Origin of the sequence: Streptomyces sp. NPDC090442 (genome assembly GCF_044769405.1) — a bacterium.
In the GTDB taxonomy this organism is placed as follows: Bacteria; Actinomycetota; Actinomycetes; order Streptomycetales; family Streptomycetaceae; genus Streptomyces.
Genome location: NZ_JBIVXW010000106.1, coordinates 1 through 21,169 on the forward strand (window position 1 = coordinate 1; position 21,169 = coordinate 21,169).

At 75.8% G+C, this 21,169-nt stretch carries 2 protein-coding genes; both read left to right on the plus strand.

Going from position 1 to position 21,169, the window contains the following annotated elements; genetic code table 11:
* Positions 1-16,503: type I polyketide synthase (locus ACIQU6_RS41070; RefSeq protein ID WP_403487190.1), on the plus strand; the 16,503-nt coding region annotated here is incomplete at its 5' end.
* 20 nt (positions 16,504-16,523) lie between these two features.
* A partial coding sequence (locus tag ACIQU6_RS41075) for a beta-ketoacyl synthase N-terminal-like domain-containing protein (RefSeq protein WP_403487192.1) occupies positions 16,524-21,169 on the plus strand: 4,646 nt, incomplete at its 3' end.

The following is a 21,169-nucleotide window of genomic DNA, read 5'->3' on the forward strand; positions in this document are numbered from 1 at the left end:
TTGCGTGATGGTGCCCGTGTTGTTGCGTTGCGGAGTCAGGCGATCGGTCGTTCGTTGGCGGGGCGGGGCGGGATGATGTCCGTCGCGCTGCCGGTGGCGGAGTTGGAGCCGCGCCTGGAGCCGTTCCAGGGGCGGGTGTCGGTGGCCGCGGTCAACGGGCCGCGCTCCGCCGTGGTCGCCGGCGAGCCCGACGCCCTGGACGAGTTGCATGCCCTCTTGACCGCCGAGGAGGTCCGCGCCCGGCGGATCGCGGTGGACTACGCCTCGCACTCGCACCAGGTCGAGGACCTGCGCGACGAACTGCTGGAGGTCCTGGCGGAGTTGACGCCGCGACCGGCTGAGGTGCCGTTCTTCTCCACGGTCAGTGGTGACTGGCTGGACACGGCCGGGATGGATGCCGAGTACTGGTTCCGGAATCTGCGGGGGCGGGTGCGGTTCGCGGATGCGGTGGGTGAGTTGTTGGCGGGGGAGTATCGGGCGTTCGTGGAGGTGAGTTCGCATCCGGTGTTGTCGATGGCGGTGCAGGAGGCCGTTGACGAGGTGGGGGTGGCGGCGGTTGCGGTGGGGACGTTGCGTCGTGAGCAGGGTGGGTTGGACCGCTTCTTGTTGTCGGCGGGTGAGGCGTTCGTCCGTGGTGTGGAGGTGGACTGGGCGCGGTCGTTCGAGGGGACCGGTGCGTCCCTGGTGGACCTGCCCACCTACGCCTTCCAGCGTGAACACCTGTGGGCCGTGCCGCCCGCCCCGGAGACCGGCGCCGGCACCGACCCGGAGGACGCCCAATTCTGGGCCGCCGTCGAGCAGTCGGACCTCTCCGCGCTGACCGCCGCGCTCGGTACCGACGAGGACTCCGTCGCCGCCGTGCTTCCCGCGCTGTCCTCCTGGCGCCGGGCCCGCCGCGACCGGTCCACGGTGGACGCCTGGCGCTACCGCGTCGCCTGGAAGCCGCTCGGCGGCACCCTGCCGCGCCCGTCGCTGACCGGCACCTGGCTGCTGGTCACCACCGAGGGCGTCGACGACGCCGAGATCGTCGGGGCGTTGACGGAGCACGGTGCCGAGGTGCGGCGCCTGGTCCTGGACGAGACGTGCACCGACCGGGCCGTGCTCGCCGAGCGACTCGCCGGCGCGCAGGAGACGGCGGGGATCGTCTCCGTCCTCGCCGAGGCCGAGCGGACCGGTGCGGTGCCAGGCACCTCGCTGACGCTCGGTGTCGCCCTGACCGTCGCACTGCTGCAAGCCCTCGGAGACGCCGAAATCGACGCCCCCGTATGGGCGTTGACCCGCGGCGCGGTCTCCACCGGGCGCGCCGACCGGCTCACCGCGCCCGTCCAGGCGCAGGTCATCGGCGTCGGCTGGACCGCGGCCCTGGAGCACCCGCAGCGCTGGGGCGGCACCGTCGACCTGCCGGCCGCCCTCGACGCCCGGGCCGCCCAGCGGCTCGCCGCCGTGCTGTCCGGCGCCCTCGGCAGCGACGACCAACTGGCCATCCGGGCCTCCGGCGTCTTCACCCGCCGCATCGTCCGGGCCGAGGCCACCACCGGGCGGTCCGCCGGCCGGTGGGCGCCGCGCGGCACGACGCTGATCACCGGCGGCTCCGGCACCCTCGCCCCGCACCTCGCACGGTGGCTGGCCGCGCAGGGCGCCGAGCACCTGGTACTCGTCAGCCGGCGCGGCTCGGACGCCCCCGGCGCGCCCGAACTCCAGGCCGAGCTGGCCGACTTGGGCACCGAGGCGACCTTCGCCGCCTGCGACATCACCGACCGCGCCGTCGTCGCCGCCCTCCTGGACGGCCTCAAGGCCGACGGCCGCACCGTCCGCACCGTCGTCCACACCGCCGCCACCATCGAGCTGCACACCCTGGACGCCACCACCCTGGCCGACTTCGACCGGGTGCTGCACGCCAAGGTCGCCGGCGCCCAGATCCTCGACGAACTGCTCGACGACGCCGAGTTGGACGCCTTCGTCCTGTACTCCTCCACCGCCGGCATGTGGGGCAGCGGCGCGCACGCCGCCTACGTCGCCGGCAACGCCTACCTCGCAGCCCTCGCCGAACACCGCCGCGCCCGCGGACTGCCCGCCCTGTCGCTGTCCTGGGGCATCTGGGCCGACGACCTCAAACTCGGCCGGGTCGACCCGCAGTTGATCCGGCGCAGCGGCCTGGAGTTCATGGACCCGCAGCTCGCGCTCGGCGGACTGCAGCGGGCGCTGGACGACGACGAGGGCGTCATCGCCGTGGCCGACGTGGACTGGGAGACCTACCACCCCGTCTACACCTCGGGCCGCCCCACCCCGCTCTTCGACGAGGTGCCGGAGGTCCGGGCGCTCACCGCGGCCGCCGAACAGGGCTCCGGGACCGCCGCCGAGGGCGAGTTCGCCGCCGCGCTGCGCGCCCTGCCCGACGCCGAGCGGCAGCGCACGCTGCTGGAGACCGTCCGCACCGAGGCCGCGGCCGTCCTCGGACTGTCGTCACCGGAGGACCTCACCGACCAACGGGCCTTCCGCGACGTCGGCTTCGACTCGCTGACCGCCGTGGCCCTGCGCAACCGGCTCGCCTCCGTCACCGGGCTGACGCTGCCGTCGACGATGGTCTTCGACTACCCCAACCCGGCCGCGCTCGCCGCCTTCCTGCACGGGGAGTTGGCCGGTACGCAAACCGCCGGCGCCGTCGTCACGGTGAGCGCGCCCGCCGCCGACGACCCGATCGCCATCGTCGGCATGAGCTGCCGCTACCCCGGCGGGGTCGGCTCCGCCGAGGACCTCTGGCGGATCGCCCTGGACGAGGTCGACGCGATCTCCGGCTTCCCCGCCGACCGCGGCTGGGACGCCGCGGGCCTCTACGACCCCGACCCCGACCGGACCGGCCGCACCTACTCCGTCCAGGGCGGCTTCCTGCGCGACGTCGCCGAGTTCGACCCCGGCTTCTTCGGCATCTCGCCGCGCGAGGCCCTCTCGATGGACCCGCAGCAACGGCTGCTGCTGGAGACCGCCTGGGAGGCGTTCGAGCACGCCGGCATCGACCCGGTCGCCCAGCGCGGCAGCCGCACCGGCACCTTCGTCGGCGCCAGCTACCAGGACTACGCCACCGGTGTGCCCAACAGCGAGGGCTCCGAAGGCCACATGATCACCGGCACGCTCTCCAGCGTGCTGTCCGGCCGGGTGTCCTACCTCTTCGGCTTCGAGGGCCCGGCCGTCACCCTCGACACCGCCTGCTCCTCCTCCCTCGTCGCCATGCACCTGGCCTGCCAGTCGCTGCGCAACGGCGAGAGCTCCCTCGCCCTGGCCGGCGGCGTCAGCATCATGTCCACCCCGATGTCGTTCGTCGGCTTCAGCCGGCAGCGCGCGCTGGCCGAGGACGGCCGCTGCAAGGCGTACGCGGACGGCGCCGACGGGATGACGCTGGCCGAGGGCGTCGGACTGGTCCTGCTGGAGCGGCTCTCCGACGCCCGCGCCAACGGGCACCAGGTGCTCGCCGTGATCCGCGGCTCCGCCGTCAACCAGGACGGCGCCTCCAACGGCCTCACCGCCCCCAACGGCCCCTCCCAACAGCGCGTCATCCGCCAGGCGCTGGCCAACTCCGGCGTCGCGCCCGGCGACATCGACGTCCTGGAGGGCCACGGCACCGGCACCGCCCTCGGCGACCCGATCGAGGCGCAGGCCCTGCTCACCACCTACGGCACCGACCGCGACCCCCAACAGCCGCTGCTGCTCGGCTCGATCAAGTCCAACATCGGCCACACCCAGATGGCGTCCGGCGTCGCCAGCGTCATCAAACTGGTCCGCGCCCTCCAAGAGGGCGTGGTGCCCAAGTCCCTGCACATCGACCGGCCCTCCACGCACGTCGACTGGTCCTCCGGCACCATCGGACTGCTCACCGAGCGCACCCCGTGGCCCGAGACCGGCCGGCCGCGCCGCGCCGCCGTCTCCTCCTTCGGCATCAGCGGCACCAACGTCCACACCGTCCTCGAACAGGCCCCCGCCGACGACACCCCCGCGCCCGCCACCGCACCGCACGACGGTCTGGTGCCGGTCCTGGTCTCCGGCCGCGGCGAGGCCGCGCTGCGTGCCCAGGCCGCCCGCCTGCTCGCCTTCGTCGAGGAGCGGCCCGACCTCCACCCCACCGACCTCGCCCACTCCCTCGCCACCTCCCGCGCCGCACTGGAGCGCCGCGCCGCCGTCGTCGCCGCCGACCGCGACGGGCTCACCCGCGGCCTGCGCGCACTGCGCGACGCGACGCCCGACGCCGGACTCGTCCAGGGCACCGCCGGCCGCGGCCGCACCGCCTTCCTGTTCACCGGACAGGGCAGCCAACGGGCCGGCATGGGCCGCGAACTCTACGACCGCTACCCGGCGTTCGCCGACGCGCTGGACCAGGTCCTGGCCCGCCTCGACGGCGGCCTCGAACGGCCGCTGCGCGAGGTGCTGTTCGCCGCCCCCGGCTCCGCCGACGCCGCCCTGCTCGACCGGACCGGCTACGCCCAGCCCGCGCTGTTCGCCGTCGAGGTCGCGCTGTTCCGCCTGTTGGAGTCCTGGGGCGTCACCCCCGACTACCTGGCCGGCCACTCCGTCGGCGAGCTCGCCGCCGCGCACGTCGCCGGGGTCCTCTCCCTGGACGACGCCTGCACCCTGGTCGCCGCCCGCGGCCGACTGATGCAGGCGCTCCCCGAGGGCGGCGCGATGGTCGCCCTGGAGGCGGCGGAGGACGAGGTCCTGCCGCACCTCGCCGACCTGGCCGACCGGGTGTCGGTGGCCGCCGTCAACGGGCCCCGCTCCGTGGTCATCGCCGGCGCCGAGGACGCCGTGCTGGCCCTCGCCGAGACCCTCGCCGCCGACGGGCGGCGGACCAAGCGGCTGCGGGTGAGCCATGCCTTCCACTCGCCGCTGATGGACGCCATGCTCGACGCGTTCGCCGCCGTCGCCCGCGGGTTGACCTACCACCCGCCGACCATCCCGTTCGTGTCCAACGTCAGCGGCGGCCCGGCCACCGCCGAGCAGGTCTGCACGCCCGCGTACTGGGTCGACCACGTCCGCGCCGCGGTCCGCTTCGCCGACGGCATCGACTGGCTCGCCACCCAGGGCGACGTCCGCACCTTCCTGGAACTCGGCCCGGACGGCGTGCTCAGCGGCATGGCCAGGGAAAGCCTCACCGACGCCGCCCGCACGGCGCTGCTGCCGACCCTGCGCGGCGACCGGCCGGAGGAGCCGGCCCTGGTCACCGCCGTTGCCGCGGCCCACGCGCACGGCACCGCCGTCGACTGGACCGCCTACTTCGCCGACCACGGCGCGCGGCGGGTGCCGCTGCCGACCTACGCGTTCCAACGCGAGCGGTACTGGCCCGACACCACCACCGCGCCGGCCGCCGCGCCCGGGGCCACCCTGGACGCCGAGTTCTGGGCCGCCGTGGAGCGCGACGACGTCGCCGCCCTCGCCGCCTCCCTGGACCTCGACGACGCGACCGTCACCGCGATGGTCCCCGCGCTCACCGCCTGGCGCCGCCGCCGCGGCGAGCAGAGCGAACTGGACTCCTGGCGCTACCGCGTCATCTGGAAGCCGCGCGGCGGCACCACCGCGCCCACCACCCCCACCGGCCGCTGGCTCGTCCTCGTCCCGCACGACCACCAGGACGACGAGGCGGGGGCCGCCTGGGCCGCCGACGTCGAGCGCGCCCTGGGCACCGCCACCGTCCGACTGCCCGTCACCACCACCGACCGGGCCGAGCTGGCCGCCCGGATCACCGAAGCCGCCGGCGACCAGGGCCCGTTCACCGGCGTGCTGTCGCTGCTGCCGCTCGCCACCGGTCACGCCGGCCACCCCGACGCACCCGCCGCGCTCACCCTGACCACCACCGCCCTCCAGGCCCTCGGTGACGCCGGGATCGACGCGCCACTGTGGAACGTCACCCGCGGCGCCGTCGCGGTCGGCCGCGCCGAGCGGATCACCGCCCCCGAACAGGCCGCCGTCTGGGGCCTGGGCCGCGCCGTCGCCCTGGAACTGCCCGGCCGGTTCGGCGGCACCGTCGACCTGCCCACCACCCTCGACGACCAGGCCGCGCGCCGCCTGCGCGCCGTACTGGCGGCCACCGACGGCGAGGACGCGGTGGCCATCCGCCCCTCCGGCGTCTTCCTCCGCCGCCTCGCGCACGCCCCCGCCGGACCCGACACCGCCCGCACCGCCTTCGACCCGGCGGCCGGCACCGTCCTGATCACCGGCGGCACCGGCGGCATCGGCGGCCACCTCGCCCGTCGCCTCGCCCGCGACGGCGCCACCCATCTGCTGCTCCTCAGCCGCCGCGGCCCGGACGCCCCCGGCGCCGGCGAACTCCGCGCCGAACTGGAGGTGTTGGGCGCCCGCGTCACCCTCGCCGCCTGCGACGCCGCCGACCGCGACGCGCTGACCGCCGTCCTCGCCGACCTGCCCGACGACGCCCCGCTGACCGCGGTGTTCCACACCGCCGGCGTCGTCGACGACCACGTCGTGGACGCCCTCACCCCGGACAGCTTCGCCGCCGTGCTGCGCGCCAAGACCGTCGCCGCCCAACACCTGCACGAACTCACCGCCGACCTGGACCTCGGCGCGTTCGTCCTGTTCTCCTCCACCGCCGGCGCCCTCGGCGCCGCCGGACAGGGCAACTACGCTGCGGCCAACGCCCAGTTGGACGCGCTCGCCGAGCACCGCCGCGCCCACGGGCGGACCGCGCTGTCCGTGGCCTGGGGCCCGTGGGCCGGCGCCGGCATGGTCGCCGACGACCCCGAACTCACCGACCGCGTCCGGCGCGGCGGCTTCGAACCCCTCGCGCCCGAACCGGCCGTGCGCGCCCTGCTGCGCGCCGTCGCGCACGACGACACCACCGTCACCGTCGCCGACATCGACTGGGAGCGGTTCCAGCGCGCCTTCGCCGCGCTCCGCCCGCTGCCGCTCGTCGCCGACCTCCCCGAGACCGCCGGGGCCACCCCGCAGGCCCCCACCGGCGTCGCGACCGGCCTGCGGCAGCAACTGGCCGAACTGCCGGAGCCCGAACGGCCCGCGGCCGTCCTGGACCTGCTGCGCGCCCAGGTCGCCGCGGTCCTCGGCCACGCCGACCCGCGCACCGTGGAGGACGACCGCGCCTTCCGCGACCTCGGCTTCGACTCGCTGACCATCCTGGAGCTGCGCAACGCCCTCAACGCCGCCACCGGCCTGAGCCTGCCCGCCACCCTCGTCTACGACCTGCCCACCCCCCGCGAGCTGGCGGACTTCCTGCTCGCCGAACTCCTCGGCACCCTGCCCGCCCACGCCACAACGGCCCTCGCCACCACGGCAGTCGACGACGAACCGATCGCCGTCATCGGCATCGGCTGCCGCTTCCCCGGCGGCGTCAGCACGCCCGAGGAACTCTGGCGCCTCCTCGACGAGGGCCGCGACGGCATCAGCCGCTTCCCCGACGACCGCGGCTGGGACCTCGCCGCCCTCGGCGCCGGCGCCTCCGACACCCTGGAGGGCGGATTCCTCACCGGCGTCGCCGACTTCGACGCCCGGTTCTTCGGCATCTCGCCCCGCGAGGCCCTGGCCATGGACCCCCAACAGCGACTGCTGTTGGAGACCACCTGGGAGGCACTGGAGCGGGCCGGTATCGACCCGGCCGGCCTGCGCGGCTCCACCACCGGCGTCTTCGTCGGCACCAACGGCCAGGACTACCCGACGCTGCTGCGCCGCTCCGCCTCCGACGTCGCCGGCTACGTCGCCACCGGCAACACCGCCAGCGTGATGTCCGGCCGACTGTCCTACGCGCTCGGCCTCGAAGGGCCGGCCGTCACCGTCGACACCGCCTGCTCCTCCTCGCTCGTCGCCCTGCACTGGGCCGGCCGGGCGCTGCGCAGCGGCGAATGCGACCTCGTGGTGGCCGGCGGCGTCTCGGTCATGGCCAGCCCCGACTCGTTCGTCGAGTTCTCCACCCAGGGCGGCCTGGCCCCCGACGGCCGCTGCAAGCCGTTCTCCGACGCCGCCGACGGCACCGCCTGGTCCGAGGGCGCCGGCATCCTCGTCCTGGAACGCCTCGCCGACGCCCGGCGCAACGGCCACCAGGTCCTCGGCCTGATCCGCGGCACCGCCGTCAACCAGGACGGCGCCTCCAACGGTCTGACCGCCCCCAACGGCCAGTCCCAGCAACGCGTCATCGCCCAGGCCCTCGCCGACGCCCACCTCGCCCCCGCCGACATCGACGCGGTCGAGGCGCACGGCACCGGCACCACCCTCGGCGACCCCATCGAGGCCCGCGCCCTGATCGCCGCCTACGGCCGCGACCGGGACGCCCAACAGCCGCTGCTGCTCGGCACCGTCAAGTCCAACCTCGGCCACACCCAGGCCGCCGCCGGCGCGGCCGGCGTCATCAAGATGCTGCTGGCCATGCGGCACGGCACCCTGCCCAGGACCCTGCACGTGGGCACCCCGACCAGTCACGTCGACTGGAGCGCAGGCACCGTAGCGCTGCTCGACGACGCCCGGCCCTGGCCCGAGACCGGCCGGCCCCGGCGCGCAGGCGTCTCCGCCTTCGGCGTCAGCGGCACCAACGCCCACGTCGTCGTCGAACAGGCCCCCGCTGACCCGGCACCGGCCGGTGCCCCGAGCCCGGAGACGGACCCCGCCGTCGTGCCGTGGATCCTCTCCGGCCGCAGCCGCGAGGCGCTCCAGGCCCAACTCGACCGCCTCACCGCCCACTTCACCGCCCACCCCGAGCTCGCCCCCCAGGACATCGGCCGCACCCTGGCCACCGACCGCACCCTCTTCCCGCACCGCGCCGTGCTGCTCGCCGGACCCGACGGCGTGCGCGAGGCCGCCCGCGCCACCGCGTCCCGCACCCCCGGCCGCACCGCGTTCCTGTTCTCCGGTCAGGGCGCCCAACACGCCCTGATGGGCCACGACCTCTACCGGCACCACCCGGTCTACGCCGACGCGCTGGACACCGTCCTCGCCCAGTTCGACACCGTGCTCGACGTCCCGCTGCGCCCCGCGCTGTTCGCCGCGCCCGGCACCGCCGAGGCCGTCCTGCTGGACGAGACCGGCCACACCCAGCCCGCACTGTTCGCCGTCGAGGTCGCGCTCTACCGGCTGCTGGAATCCTGGGGCGTGCGGCCCGACTTCGTCGCCGGACACTCCATCGGCGAGCTCGCCGCCGCCCACGTCGCCGGGGTGTTCTCCCTGGAGGACGCCTGCACGCTCGTCGCCGCCCGCGCCGCACTGATGCAGGCGCTGCCCCGCGGCGGCGCCATGGTCGCCGTCGAGGCCGCCGAGGACGAGGTGACACCGCTGCTCACCGACGGCGTCGCGATCGCCGCCGTCAACGGGCCCCGGTCCGTGGTCGTCGCCGGCACCGCGGACGCCGTCCGCGCCGTCGCCGACCGCCTCGCCACCGACGGCCGCCGCACTCGACAACTGCGCGTCAGCCACGCCTTCCACTCGCCGCTGATGGACCCGATGCTGGCCGGCTTCGCCCGGGTCGCCCAGACCCTCACCTACCACGAGCCGCGCATCCCGGTCGTCTCCACACTCCTCGGCGCCCCCGCCGCGGCCGAACTGCGCACCCCCGACCACTGGGTGCGGCACGTCCGCGAGACCGTACGGTTCGCCGACGGCGTGCGCGCCCTGCACGACGCCGGCGTCACCACCTTCGTCGAGATCGGCCCGGACGGCGTGCTGTCCGCCCTGACCGAGCAGACCCTCGACGGCCTCGACACCACCGAGACGGGCACGCCGACCGTGGTCGTGCCGCTCCAACGCCCCGACCGCGCCGGGGACGTGGCCCTCCTGGAGGGCCTGGCCACCCTGCACACCCACGGCGCCGGCCCGTCCTGGGCCGCCTACTTCGCCGCCACCGGAGGCCACCGGACCGACCTGCCCACCTACGCCTTCCAGCGCGAACGGTTCTGGCCCGAACCCGGCGCGCCCGACGCCCCCCACGACCCCGTCGACGCCGCCTTCTGGACCGCCGTCGAGCGCGCGGACCTGCCGGGCCTGGCCGCCTCGCTCGGCCTGGACGACGACACCGTCACCGCGATGGTGCCGGCACTGTCCGCCTGGCGGCGCCGGCAGGGCGCCCGGTCCGCCGCCGCGACCTGGCGCTACCACGAGACCTGGACCCCGCTGCCGACCCCGGAGGCCACCGCACCGACCGGCCCGGCCCTGCTGCTCGCCCCGACCGGACACACCGGCGACGCCTGGGTGGCTGCCCTCGCCGCCGCCCTCGGCACCGGCACCGTCACCGCCGAACCGGCCACCCTCGAAGAGCAGTTGACGACACCGCACGCCGACGCCTGGCGGGTCGTCGTCTCCCTGCTCGCCACCACCGCCGACGCCCTGCCCGACGACGCGGCCCGACCCGCCGCCCTCCTCGCCACGCTGGAGCAGGCCGGCGTCGACGCGCCCCTGTGGTGCGTCACCCGCGGCGCCGTCGCGGTCGCGGGGGAGACCCCGACCGCCGTCGGCCAGGCCGCCCTGTGGGGCCTGGGCCGGGTCGCCGCGCTGGACCACCCCGACCGCTTCGGCGGCCTGGCCGACCTGCCCGCCGACCCCGACGCGCACACCGCCGGACTGCTCGCCGCCCACCTCGCCGCGCCCGGCCCGGAGACCGAGATCGCCGTCCGCGCCACCGGAGTCCACGGCCGCCGCCTGGTCCGCACGCCCGCCGACCCCGACGGCGCCGTCTGGCGCCCCGCCGGCACCGTGCTCGTCATCGGCGGCACCGGCACCATGGGCGGCCACGCCGCCCGCTGGCTGGCCCGCGAAGGCGCCGCCCACCTCGTCCTGACCGCCCCCGACACCACCGACCACACCGAACAGACCCGGGCGCTGACCGCCGAACTGGCCGCGCTCGGCGCCCAGGTGACCGTCGTGGCCCACGACGCCACCGCGCCGGACGGCTGCACCGCGCTCCTCGACGCCCTGCCCGACGACGCCCCCCTCACGGCCGTCGTCCACGCGGCGGAGACCGGCGCCACCACCGACACCGCGGCCGACCTGACCGCCACCCTCGCCCCCGTCACCGCCCTCGCCGCCGCGCTCACCGACCGCCCCCTGGACGCCTTCGTCCTCTTCGGCTCGCTCGCCGGCGTCTGGGGCGTCCGGGGCCGGGCCGCCGAGGCCGCCTCCGCCGCCTACCTCGACGCCCTCGCCCGCGCCTGCCGCGGCCGCGGCACCCCGGCCCTGACCGTCTCCTGGGCCGCCTGGTCCGACCTGGCCGCGCCCTCGCTCGCCGGCCACCTGCGGCTCAACGGCCTGCCGGTGCTGGACGCCGACACCGCACTGACGGCCCTCGGCCGGGCCGTCGCCGACGGCACCGCCGCGGAGACCATCGCCGACGTCCGCTGGGAGACCTTCGCCCCGCTGCACCACGAGGCCCGCCGCACCGCCCTGTTCGACGCCCTGCCCGAGGCCCGCACCGCGCTCACCGAGGCCGCCCGCGACCGCGCCGACCGGCGGGCCGCGGCCGGCGACTACGGCCGCTGGCTCGCCGAGCAGCCCGCCGCCGACCGCGACGGCATCCTGCTGGACCTCGTCACCGACAAGGCCGCCACCGTCCTCGGCCACGCCGACCACGCCCTGCTCGAACCGGACCTGCCCTTCCGCGACCTGGGCTTCGACTCCCTGACCGCGGTGGACCTGCGCAACCAACTCACCGCCGCCACCGGCCTCGCACTGCCCGCCACGCTCGTCTTCGACCACCCCAACCCCACCGCCCTCGCCGCCCACCTGCGCGCCCGACTCCTCGGCGAGGAGACCGACTCCGCCGCCCCGGTGGCCGCCCCGGCCGCCACCGGCGACGACCCGATCGTCATCGTCGGCATGGCCTGCCGCTACCCCGGCGGCGTCACCTCCCCCGAGGACCTGTGGCGACTGGTCACCGACGAGATCGACGCGGTCGGCGACTTCCCGACCGACCGCGGCTGGGACCTGACCGCCCTCGCCGGCGATGGCCCGGGCCGCAGCGCCACCGCCCAGGGTGGATTCCTCTACGACGCCACCGACTTCGACCCCGGCCTGTTCGGCATCTCGCCGCGCGAGGCGATGGTCATGGACCCGCAGCAGCGGATTCTGCTGGAGACGTCCTGGGAAGCCCTGGAGCGCGCGGGCATCGACCCGGCGACGCTGCGCGGCAGCGGCACCACCGGCGTCTTCGTCGGCGGCGGCTCCGGTGACTACCGGCCGCCGGCGGAGACCGGACAGTGGCAGACCGCCCAGTCCGCCAGCCTGCTCTCCGGCCGCCTCGCCTACACCTTCGGCATCCAGGGCCCCACCGTCTCCGTCGACACCGCCTGCTCCTCGTCGCTGGTCGCCCTGCACCTCGCCGCGCAGGCCCTGCGCGCCGGCGAATGCACCATCGCCCTGGCCGGCGGCGTCACTGTGATGGCCACCCCGGTGGGCTTCGTCGAGTTCAGCGCCCAGGGCGCCCTGTCGCCCGACGGCCGCTGCCGCGCCTTCTCCGACGACGCCAACGGCACCGGCTGGTCCGAAGGCGTCGGCATGCTCGTCGTCGAACGGCTCTCCGACGCCCGCCGCAACGGCCACCGCGTCCTCGCCGTGCTGCGCGGCTCCGCCATCAACCAGGACGGCGCCTCCAACGGCCTGACCGCCCCCAGCGGCCCCGCCCAACAGCGCGTCATCCGCCAGGCCCTCGCCAACGCCCGCCTGGTGCCCACCGACATCGACGCCGTCGAGGCGCACGGCACCGGCACCACCCTCGGCGACCCCATCGAGGCCCAGGCGCTGCTCGCCACCTACGGCCAGGACCGACAAACCCCCGTACTGCTCGGCTCGTTGAAGACCAACATCGGGCACGCCCAGGCCGCCTCCGGCGTCGGCGGCGTCATCAAGATGGTCCTCGCCCTGCACCACGGCGAACTGCCGCGCTCCCTCTACGCCGAGAACCCCTCGTCCCACGTCGACTGGACCGCCGGCCACGCCCGACTGCTCACCGAACGCACCCCCTGGCCCGCCGTCGACCGCCCGCGCCGCGCCGCCGTCTCCTCCTTCGGCGCCAGCGGCACCAACGCCCACGCCATCCTCGAACAACCGCCGCACCAGGAGCCCCCGGCCCGGCCCGCCGACGACGGCGCGCCCCTGCCGTTCCTGCTCTCCGGCCGCTCGCCCAACGCCCTGCGCGCCCAGGCCCGCCGCCTGCTGGCCCACCTCGCCGCACACCCCGGCACCCGCCCCGCCGACCTGGCCCACGCGCTGGCCACCACCCGTGCCGCCTTCGAGCACCGGGCCGCCGTCACCGCCACCGACCACCACGACCTGCGCACCGGCCTCACCGCCCTCGCCGAGGGCGCCACCGCACCGCACACCGCCGAACACCACCTCCAGCGCACCGGCAAGCGCGCCGTGCTCTTCTCCGGCCAGGGCTCCCAACGGCTGGGCATGGGCCGCGAACTGTACGAGCGGCACCCGGTGTTCGCCGAAGCCTTCGACGCCGTCCTGGCCCGCCTCGACAACCGGACCGACACCCCCCTGCGGGACGTCGTCTGGGGCACCGACGAGGACGCGCTGCACGCCACCGGCCACACCCAGCCCGCCCTCTTCGCCCTGGAGGTCGCGCTGTACCGGCTGCTGGAATCCTGGGGCGTGCGGCCCGACTTCGTCGCCGGCCACTCCATCGGCGAGCTCGCCGCCGCCCACGTCGCCGGCGTCCTCTCCCTGGACGACGCCTGCCGCCTGGTCGCCGCCCGCGCCGCCCTGATGCAGCAACTCCCGGCCGGCGGCGCCATGATCGCCGTCGAGACCACCGAGGACGAGGTCGCCCCGCTGCTCACTGACGGCGTCCGGATCGCCGCGGTCAACGGCCCCACCGCCGTGGTCCTCTCCGGCACCGACGACGCCGTGACCGCGCTCGCCGCCACCCTCGCCGAACGAGGCCGCCGCACCACCCGCCTGCGGGTCAGCCACGCCTTCCACTCCGCCCTGATGGACCCGATGCTGGCGGACTTCCGCACCGTCGCCGAGGGCCTGGAGTACCACCCGCCGCGCATCCCCGTGGTGTCCAACCTCACCGGCGACGTGGCCACCACCGAGGACCTGTGCTCCGCCGACTACTGGGTGCGCCACGTCAGCGGCACCGTCCGCTTCGCCGACGGCGTGCGCACCCTGAGCGATCGCGGCGTGCATCTCTTCCTCGAACTCGGCCCGGACGCCGTGCTGTCCGCCATGGCCCGGCAGAGCGCACCGGACGCGGTCGTCGTCCCCGCCCTGCGCCGCACCCGCGGCGAGGCGGAGACCCTGACCGCCGCCCTCGCCCGGCTGCACGTCCACGGCGCCGGGCCGCGCTGGGACGCGTACTTCGCCGGCCGCGGCGCCCAGTGGCTGGACCTGCCGACGTACCCCTTCCAACGCGGCCGCTTCTGGCCGGAGGTCATCCCCGGGACGGCACCCGCCGCCCCGACAGCCGGAGCGCCCGCCGAGACCGACGCGGCCTTCTGGGACGCCGTCGCACAGGAGGACTTCAGCGCCTTGGAATCCGTACTCGACGTGGAGAGCGACGCCCTGTCCAAGGTGCTGCCGGCCCTGATGGACTGGCGCAGCCGACAGGCCGACGAGACCCAACTCGCAAGCTGGCGCCACCGGATCGTCTGGAAGCGCCTCACCGGCGCCGCCGTCGCGCACCGCAAGGCGCTCAGCGGCACCTGGCTGGCGGTGATCCCCGAGGGCCTGGCCGACGACCCGTGGGTGACCACCACCCTCGACGGGCTCGGCACCCACCTCGTGCACATCGAGGCCGCCACCGCCGACCGGGCCGCGCTGGCCGACGCGATCCGCGCCCGCACGGCCGACGGCACCCGCCTCGGCGGCGTGGTCTCCCTGCTGGCCCTGCGCGACACCCTCACCGGCGCCGTCCCCGAAGGCACCGCCCTGACCGCCGCGTTGCTCCAGGCACTCGGCGACGCCGGCGTCGCCGCGCCGCTGTGGTGCGTCACCCGCAGCGCCGTCTCCGCCGGCCGCAGCGACCGCCCGCACCGTCCGCTGCAGGCCGCCGTCTGGGGCCTGGGCCGGGTGGCCGCGCTGGAGTACCCGCAGCGCTGGGGCGGCCTGGTGGACCTGCCCGAGGAGCCCGACGAGCGGTCCGCGGCCGGCCTCGCCGCCGTCCTGGCCGGCCTCGACGGCGAGGACCAGGTCGCGGTCCGCGGCACCGCGGTGCTCGGCCGCCGCCTGCTACCGACCCCCGCCCGCAAACCGTCCGAGCCCTGGCACCCGTCCGGCACCGTCCTGCTCACGGGCGGCACCGGCGCCCTCGGCGCGCACGTCGCCCGCCGCCTCGCCAAGGACGGCGCCGCACACCTCGTCCTGCTCAGCCGCCGCGGGCCCGACGCCCCCGGCGCCGCCGAACTCCGCGCGGAACTGGAGGCGTTGGGCACCACCGTCACCCTCACCGCCGGCGACGCCGCCGACCGCGACCACCTCACCGCCGTCCTGGACGCCGTCCCCGCCGACCAGCCACTGACCGGCGTGGTGCACGCCGCCGGCGTCCTCGACGACGGCGTCCTGGACCGGCTCACTCCCGAACGGTTCCAGGAGGTCTTCCGCGCCAAGGTCACCTCGGCCCTCCTGCTGGACGAGCTGACCCGGGACCACGACCTGGCCGCGTTCGTCCTGTTCTCCTCCGCCTCCGCCGCCGTCGGCAACCCCGGGCAGGCCAACTACGCCGCCGCCAACGCCGTCCTGGACGCCCTCGCCGAGCAGCGCCGGGTGCTGGGCCGGCCCGCCACCTCCGTCTCCTGGGGAGCCTGGGGAGGCGGCGGCATGGCCGACACCGGCGGCGCAGACGAGGCCGCCCGCCGCGCCGGCGTCGGTGCCATGGACCCGCACCTCGCCGTCGAGACCCTGCTGCGCCTGGTCACCGAGAAGGAGCCGACCGCGGTCGTCGCCGAGGTGGCCCTGGACCGGTTCGCCGGCGCCTTCGCCGGCACCCGACCCAGCGCGCTGCTGCGGGAGTTCCCCGGCTACCGCGAGACCCTCGCCGCCCAGGCGGAGGCGGAGACCGCGGACCGCGGCGACCTGGCCGCCCGGCTCGCCGCACTCCCGCCCGCCCGCCGCCCGGACGCCGTCGTCGACCTGGTGCGCACCCGCGCGGCCCAGGTGCTCGGCTACCCCGACACCGACGCGGTCGCCGCCGAACGGACCTTCCGTGACCTCGGCATCGACTCGCTCGGCGCGGTCGAACTGCGCAACCAACTGGGCGCCGCGACCGGCCTGAACCTCCCGGCGACCCTGGTGTTCGACCACCCCACCCCGGCGGCGCTGGGCGGATACATCCTCGACCGGCTCTTCCCCGACGAGCCGGCCGGACCCGACGACGAGACGGAGATCCGGGCCCTCCTGGCCTCCGTGCCGCTCGCCCAACTGCGGGAGATCGGCGTGCTGGAACCGCTGCTCCAACTCGCCGGCCACGGTGGCCGGTCCGCGGCGGACGACGACGGCGAATCCGTCGACTCGATGACAGTGGCAGACCTGGTGCGGGCCGCGCTCAACGGCCAGTCCGACCTGTAGCGCGATTGATGGAGCAGACGATGAACGCGCCCGAGAACCCCGACAACACCGTAGTCGCCGCCCTCCGCGCCGCGGTCAAGGAAACCGACCGGCTCCGGCGGCAGAACCGGCTGCTGGTCGCCGCGGCCAAGGAACCCATCGCCGTGGTCGGCATGGCCTGCCGGTTCCCCGGCGCCGTCAACTCCCCGGAAGCGCTCTGGGAGATGGTCGCCACCGGCACCGACGTGATCTCCGGCTTCCCCGAGGACCGCGGCTGGGACCTCGACGCGCTGCGCAACAGCGCCACCGACGCCCGCGACACCTCCGTCAGCCAGCGCGGCGGATTCCTCGACTGCATCGCCGACTTCGACCCCGGCTTCTTCGGGATCTCCCCGCGCGAGGCGGTCACCATGGACCCGCAGCAGCGGCTGCTGCTGACCACCGCCTGGGAGGCCGTCGAACGCGCCGGCATCGACGCCAGCACGCTGCGCGCCACCCGCACCGGCGCGTTCATCGGCACCAACGGACAGGACTACGCCTACCTCCTCGTCCGTTCCCTGGACGACGCCACCGGCGACGTCGGCACCGGCATCGCAGCCAGCGCCGCCTCCGGCCGGCTCTCCTACACCCTCGGCCTCGAAGGCCCCGCCCTCACCGTCGACACCGCCTGCTCCTCGTCGCTGGTCGCCCTGCACCTGGCCGTCCAGGCACTGCGCAACGGCGAATGCGGCATGGCGCTGGCCGGCGGCGTCAACGTCATGTCCACACCGGGCTCGTTGATCGAGTTCAGCCGCCAGGGCGGACTGGCCCGGGACGGCCGCTGCAAGGCGTTCGCGGACGCCGCCGACGGCACCGGCTGGTCCGAGGGCGCCGGCGTACTGCTGCTGGAACGGCTCTCCGACGCCCACCGCAACGGCCACCCGGTGCTCGCCGTGGTCCGCGGCTCCGCCGTCAACCAGGACGGCGCCTCCAACGGCTTCACCGCCCCCAACGGCCCCGCGCAGCAGCGTGTCATCCGCCAGGCCCTCGCCAACGCCGGCCTGACCACCGGCGACATCGACGCCGTCGAGGCGCACGGCACCGGCACCCCGCTCGGTGACCCCATCGAGGCCCAGAGCATCCTCGCCACCTACGGCCAGGACCGCACCGCACCGGTGCTGCTCGGCTCGATCAAGTCCAACATGGGCCACGCCCAGGCCGCTTCCGGCGTCGCCGGCGTGATCAAGATGATCATGGCGATGCGGCACGGCACCCTCCCGCAGACCCTGCACATCGACCAACCCTCCACCCACGTGGACTGGACCGCCGGCGCCGTCGAACTCCTCACCGCCGCCCGTCCCTGGCCGGCCGCCGAACGACCGCGCCGCACCGGCGTCTCCTCCTTCGGCGTCAGCGGCACCAACGCCCACGTCATCCTCGAACAGGCCCCCGACACCCCCGCCCCGACGACCGACGACACCCCGCCCCGCACCCCGCGGGCGCTGCCCTGGGTGCTCTCCGCCCGCACCGGCGCCGCGCTGCGCGACCAGGCCGCCGCCCTGCTCGACCACCTCACCACCGACGCCGCACCCCGCGCCCTGGACACCGCGCTCTCCCTCGCCACCACCCGCGCACCCCTGGAACACCGGCTCGCCGTCGTCACCGACCCCGACGGCACCGCCGGACGGCAGGCCCTGACCGCCTGGCTGGCCCACGGCACCGCCCCCGACACCCACGAAGGCCACGCCGTCGGACGCCGCCGCTGCGCCGCGCTCTTCTCCGGCCAGGGTGCCCAACGCCTCGGCATGGGCGCCGAGTTGCACGACCGCTTCCCGGTGTTCGCCCAGGCCCTCGACACCACCCTCGACCTGCTCGACGCCGAACTGGGCGGCTCCCTGCGCGAGGTGATCTGGGGCACCGACGACGCACCCCTCAACGAGACCGGCCACACCCAGCCCGCGCTGTTCGCCGTCGAGGTCGCCCTCTACCGGCTGCTGGAATCCTGGGGCGTGCGGCCCGACTTCGTCGCCGGCCACTCCATCGGCGAGCTCGCCGCCGCCCACGTCGCCGGGGTGTTCTCCCTGGAGGACGCCTGCACACTCGTCGCCGCCCGCGCCGCACTGATGCAGGCGCTGCCCCGCGGCGGCGCCATGGTCGCCGTCGAGGCCGCCGAGGACGAGGTGACGCCGCTGCTCACCGACGGCGTCGCGATCGCCGCCGTCAACGGCCCGACCTCGCTCGTCGTCTCCGGCGAGGAGACCGCCACCCTCGCCGTCGCCGCCCACCTCGCCGAACGGGGCCGCCGCACCACCCGACTACGGGTCAGCCACGCCTTCCACTCGCCGCTGATGGACGCGATGCTGCCCGAGTTCCGCACCGTCGCCGAGGGCCTGACCTACCACGAGCCGCAGATCCCGGTCGTCTCCCACCTCACCGGAACCCTCGCCGACGGCACCCTGCTCGGCACGCCCGACTACTGGGTCCGGCACGTCCGCGAGGCCGTCCGCTTCGCCGACGGCATCCGCACCCTCGCGGACGCCGGCGTCGACCTCTTCCTGGAAATCGGCCCGGACGGCACCCTCGCCGCCCTCGCCCAGCAGTCCGCCCCCGACGCGGTCACCGTCCCGGTCCTGCGCAGGGACCGCCCCGAGGAGCCGTCCGCGGTCACCGCGCTGGCCCGGCTCCACACCGTCGGCGTGCCGGTGGACTGGTCCGCGTTCTACGCCGGCACCGGCGCCCACCGCACCGAACTGCCCACCTACGCCTTCCAGTACGAGCGCTACTGGCCCAAGGCCACCTACCGGCCCGCCGACGCCACCGGCCTCGGCCTGACCGCCGCCGACCACCCGCTGCTCGGCGCCGCCATGTCCGTCGCCGGATCCGACGAACTCCTCCTCACCGGCACCCTGTCGCTGGCCACCCACCCCTGGCTCGCCGACCACGTCGTCGGCGGCATGGTCTTCTTCCCCGGCACCGGGTTCCTCGAACTCGCCGTGCGCGCCGCCGACCAGGCCGGCTGCGACCGCGTCGAGGAACTGATGCTCGCCGCGCCGCTGATCCTGCCCACCACCGGCGCCGTCCAGATGCAGATCGCGATCGGCGCCGCCGACCAGGACGGCTCCCGCGAACTGCGGTTCTTCACCCGCCCCGGTGCCGACCAGGACGCCGCCTGGACCCAGCACGCCACCGGCCGGATCACCGACGGCGCACACCTCCTCGCCCTCGACACCACCACCTGGCCACCCCGCGACGCCCAACCCCTCGACATCGACGGCCTCTACGACCGCTACCGCGCCAACGGGCTCGACTACGGCCCCGTCTTCCGCGGCCTGCGCGCCGTATGGCGCCGCGACACCGAGATCTACGCCGAGGTCGCGCTGCCCGAAGGCACCACCGACGCCGACGCGTTCGGCCTGCACCCGGCCCTCTTCGACGCCGTCCTGCACAGCACCCTCTTCGCCTCCGCCGACGGCGACGACCGCAGCCTCCTCCCGTTCGCCTGGAACGGGGTGTCCCTGCACGCCTCCGGCGCGACCGCGCTGCGCGTACGGATCGCCAACTGCGGCCCCGACGCCGTGGAGATCACCGCCGTCGACCCCCAGGGCCACCCGGTCATCTCCGTCGAATCGCTGACCCTGCGCGCCGCCGGCCCCGACACCGGCGCCGACGCCCGCCGCGACGACGCCAACTCCCTCTTCCGCATGGACTGGACGCCCCGCACCGTCCACGCCCCCGCCACCCTCGCCACCTGGGCCGTCCTCGGCGACGACCCCCTCGACCTGACCGCCGCGCTCACCGCCGCCGGCCCCGACAGCGTCGCCGCACTCCACACCGCCGTCGCCACCCTCACCCAACTCACCGCCCACGACGACCGCCCGGTGCCGGACGTCGTCGCGGTATCGCTGCGCGGCGCCACCGACCGGGGACCGGCCGCCGCCCACGAACTGACCCGCACCGTCCTGGAACTGCTCCAACAGTGGCTCGCCGACGACCGCTGCGCGCGCTCCCGGCTCCTGCTCGTCACCCGCGGCGCGGTCGCCGACGGCACCCGCGCCCCCCTCGACCTGGCCGCGGCCCCCCTCTGGGGGCTGGTCCGCACCGCCCAGTCCGAGAACCCCGGCCGCCTGTTGCTCGTCGACCTCGACGACACCGCCGCCTCCGCCGCGCAACTCCCGCTGCTGCCTGCCCTCTTCGACGCCGACGAACCGCAGGCCGTGGTCCGCGACGGCACCGTCCGCGTCGGCCGGCTCGCCCGCCTGGACTCCGGCCCCGGCCTCGTCCCGCCGCCCGGCACGCCCTGGCGGCTGGGCAGCCGCGCCAAGGGCAGCCTCGACGGCCTCGCCCTGCTGCCGCACCCCGAGGCCCAACGGCCGCTCGCCGGCCACGAGGTCCGCGTCGAGGTCCGGGCGGCGGGCCTGAACTTCCGTGACGTCCTCAACGCGCTCGGCATGTACCCCGGCGACGCGGGCCTGTTCGGCTCCGAGGCCGCCGGCGTCGTGACCGAGGTCGGACCGGAGGTCACCGGCCTCGCCCCCGGGGACCGCGTGATGGGCATGCTCTTCGGCGGCTTCGGCCCGCTCGGCATCGCCGACGCCCGCCTCCTCACCCCCGTCCCCGAGGACTGGTCCTGGGAGAGGGGTGCTGCGGTGCCGTTGGTGTTCCTGACCGCGTACTACGCCCTGCGGGAGTTGGGCGGACTGCGGGCGGG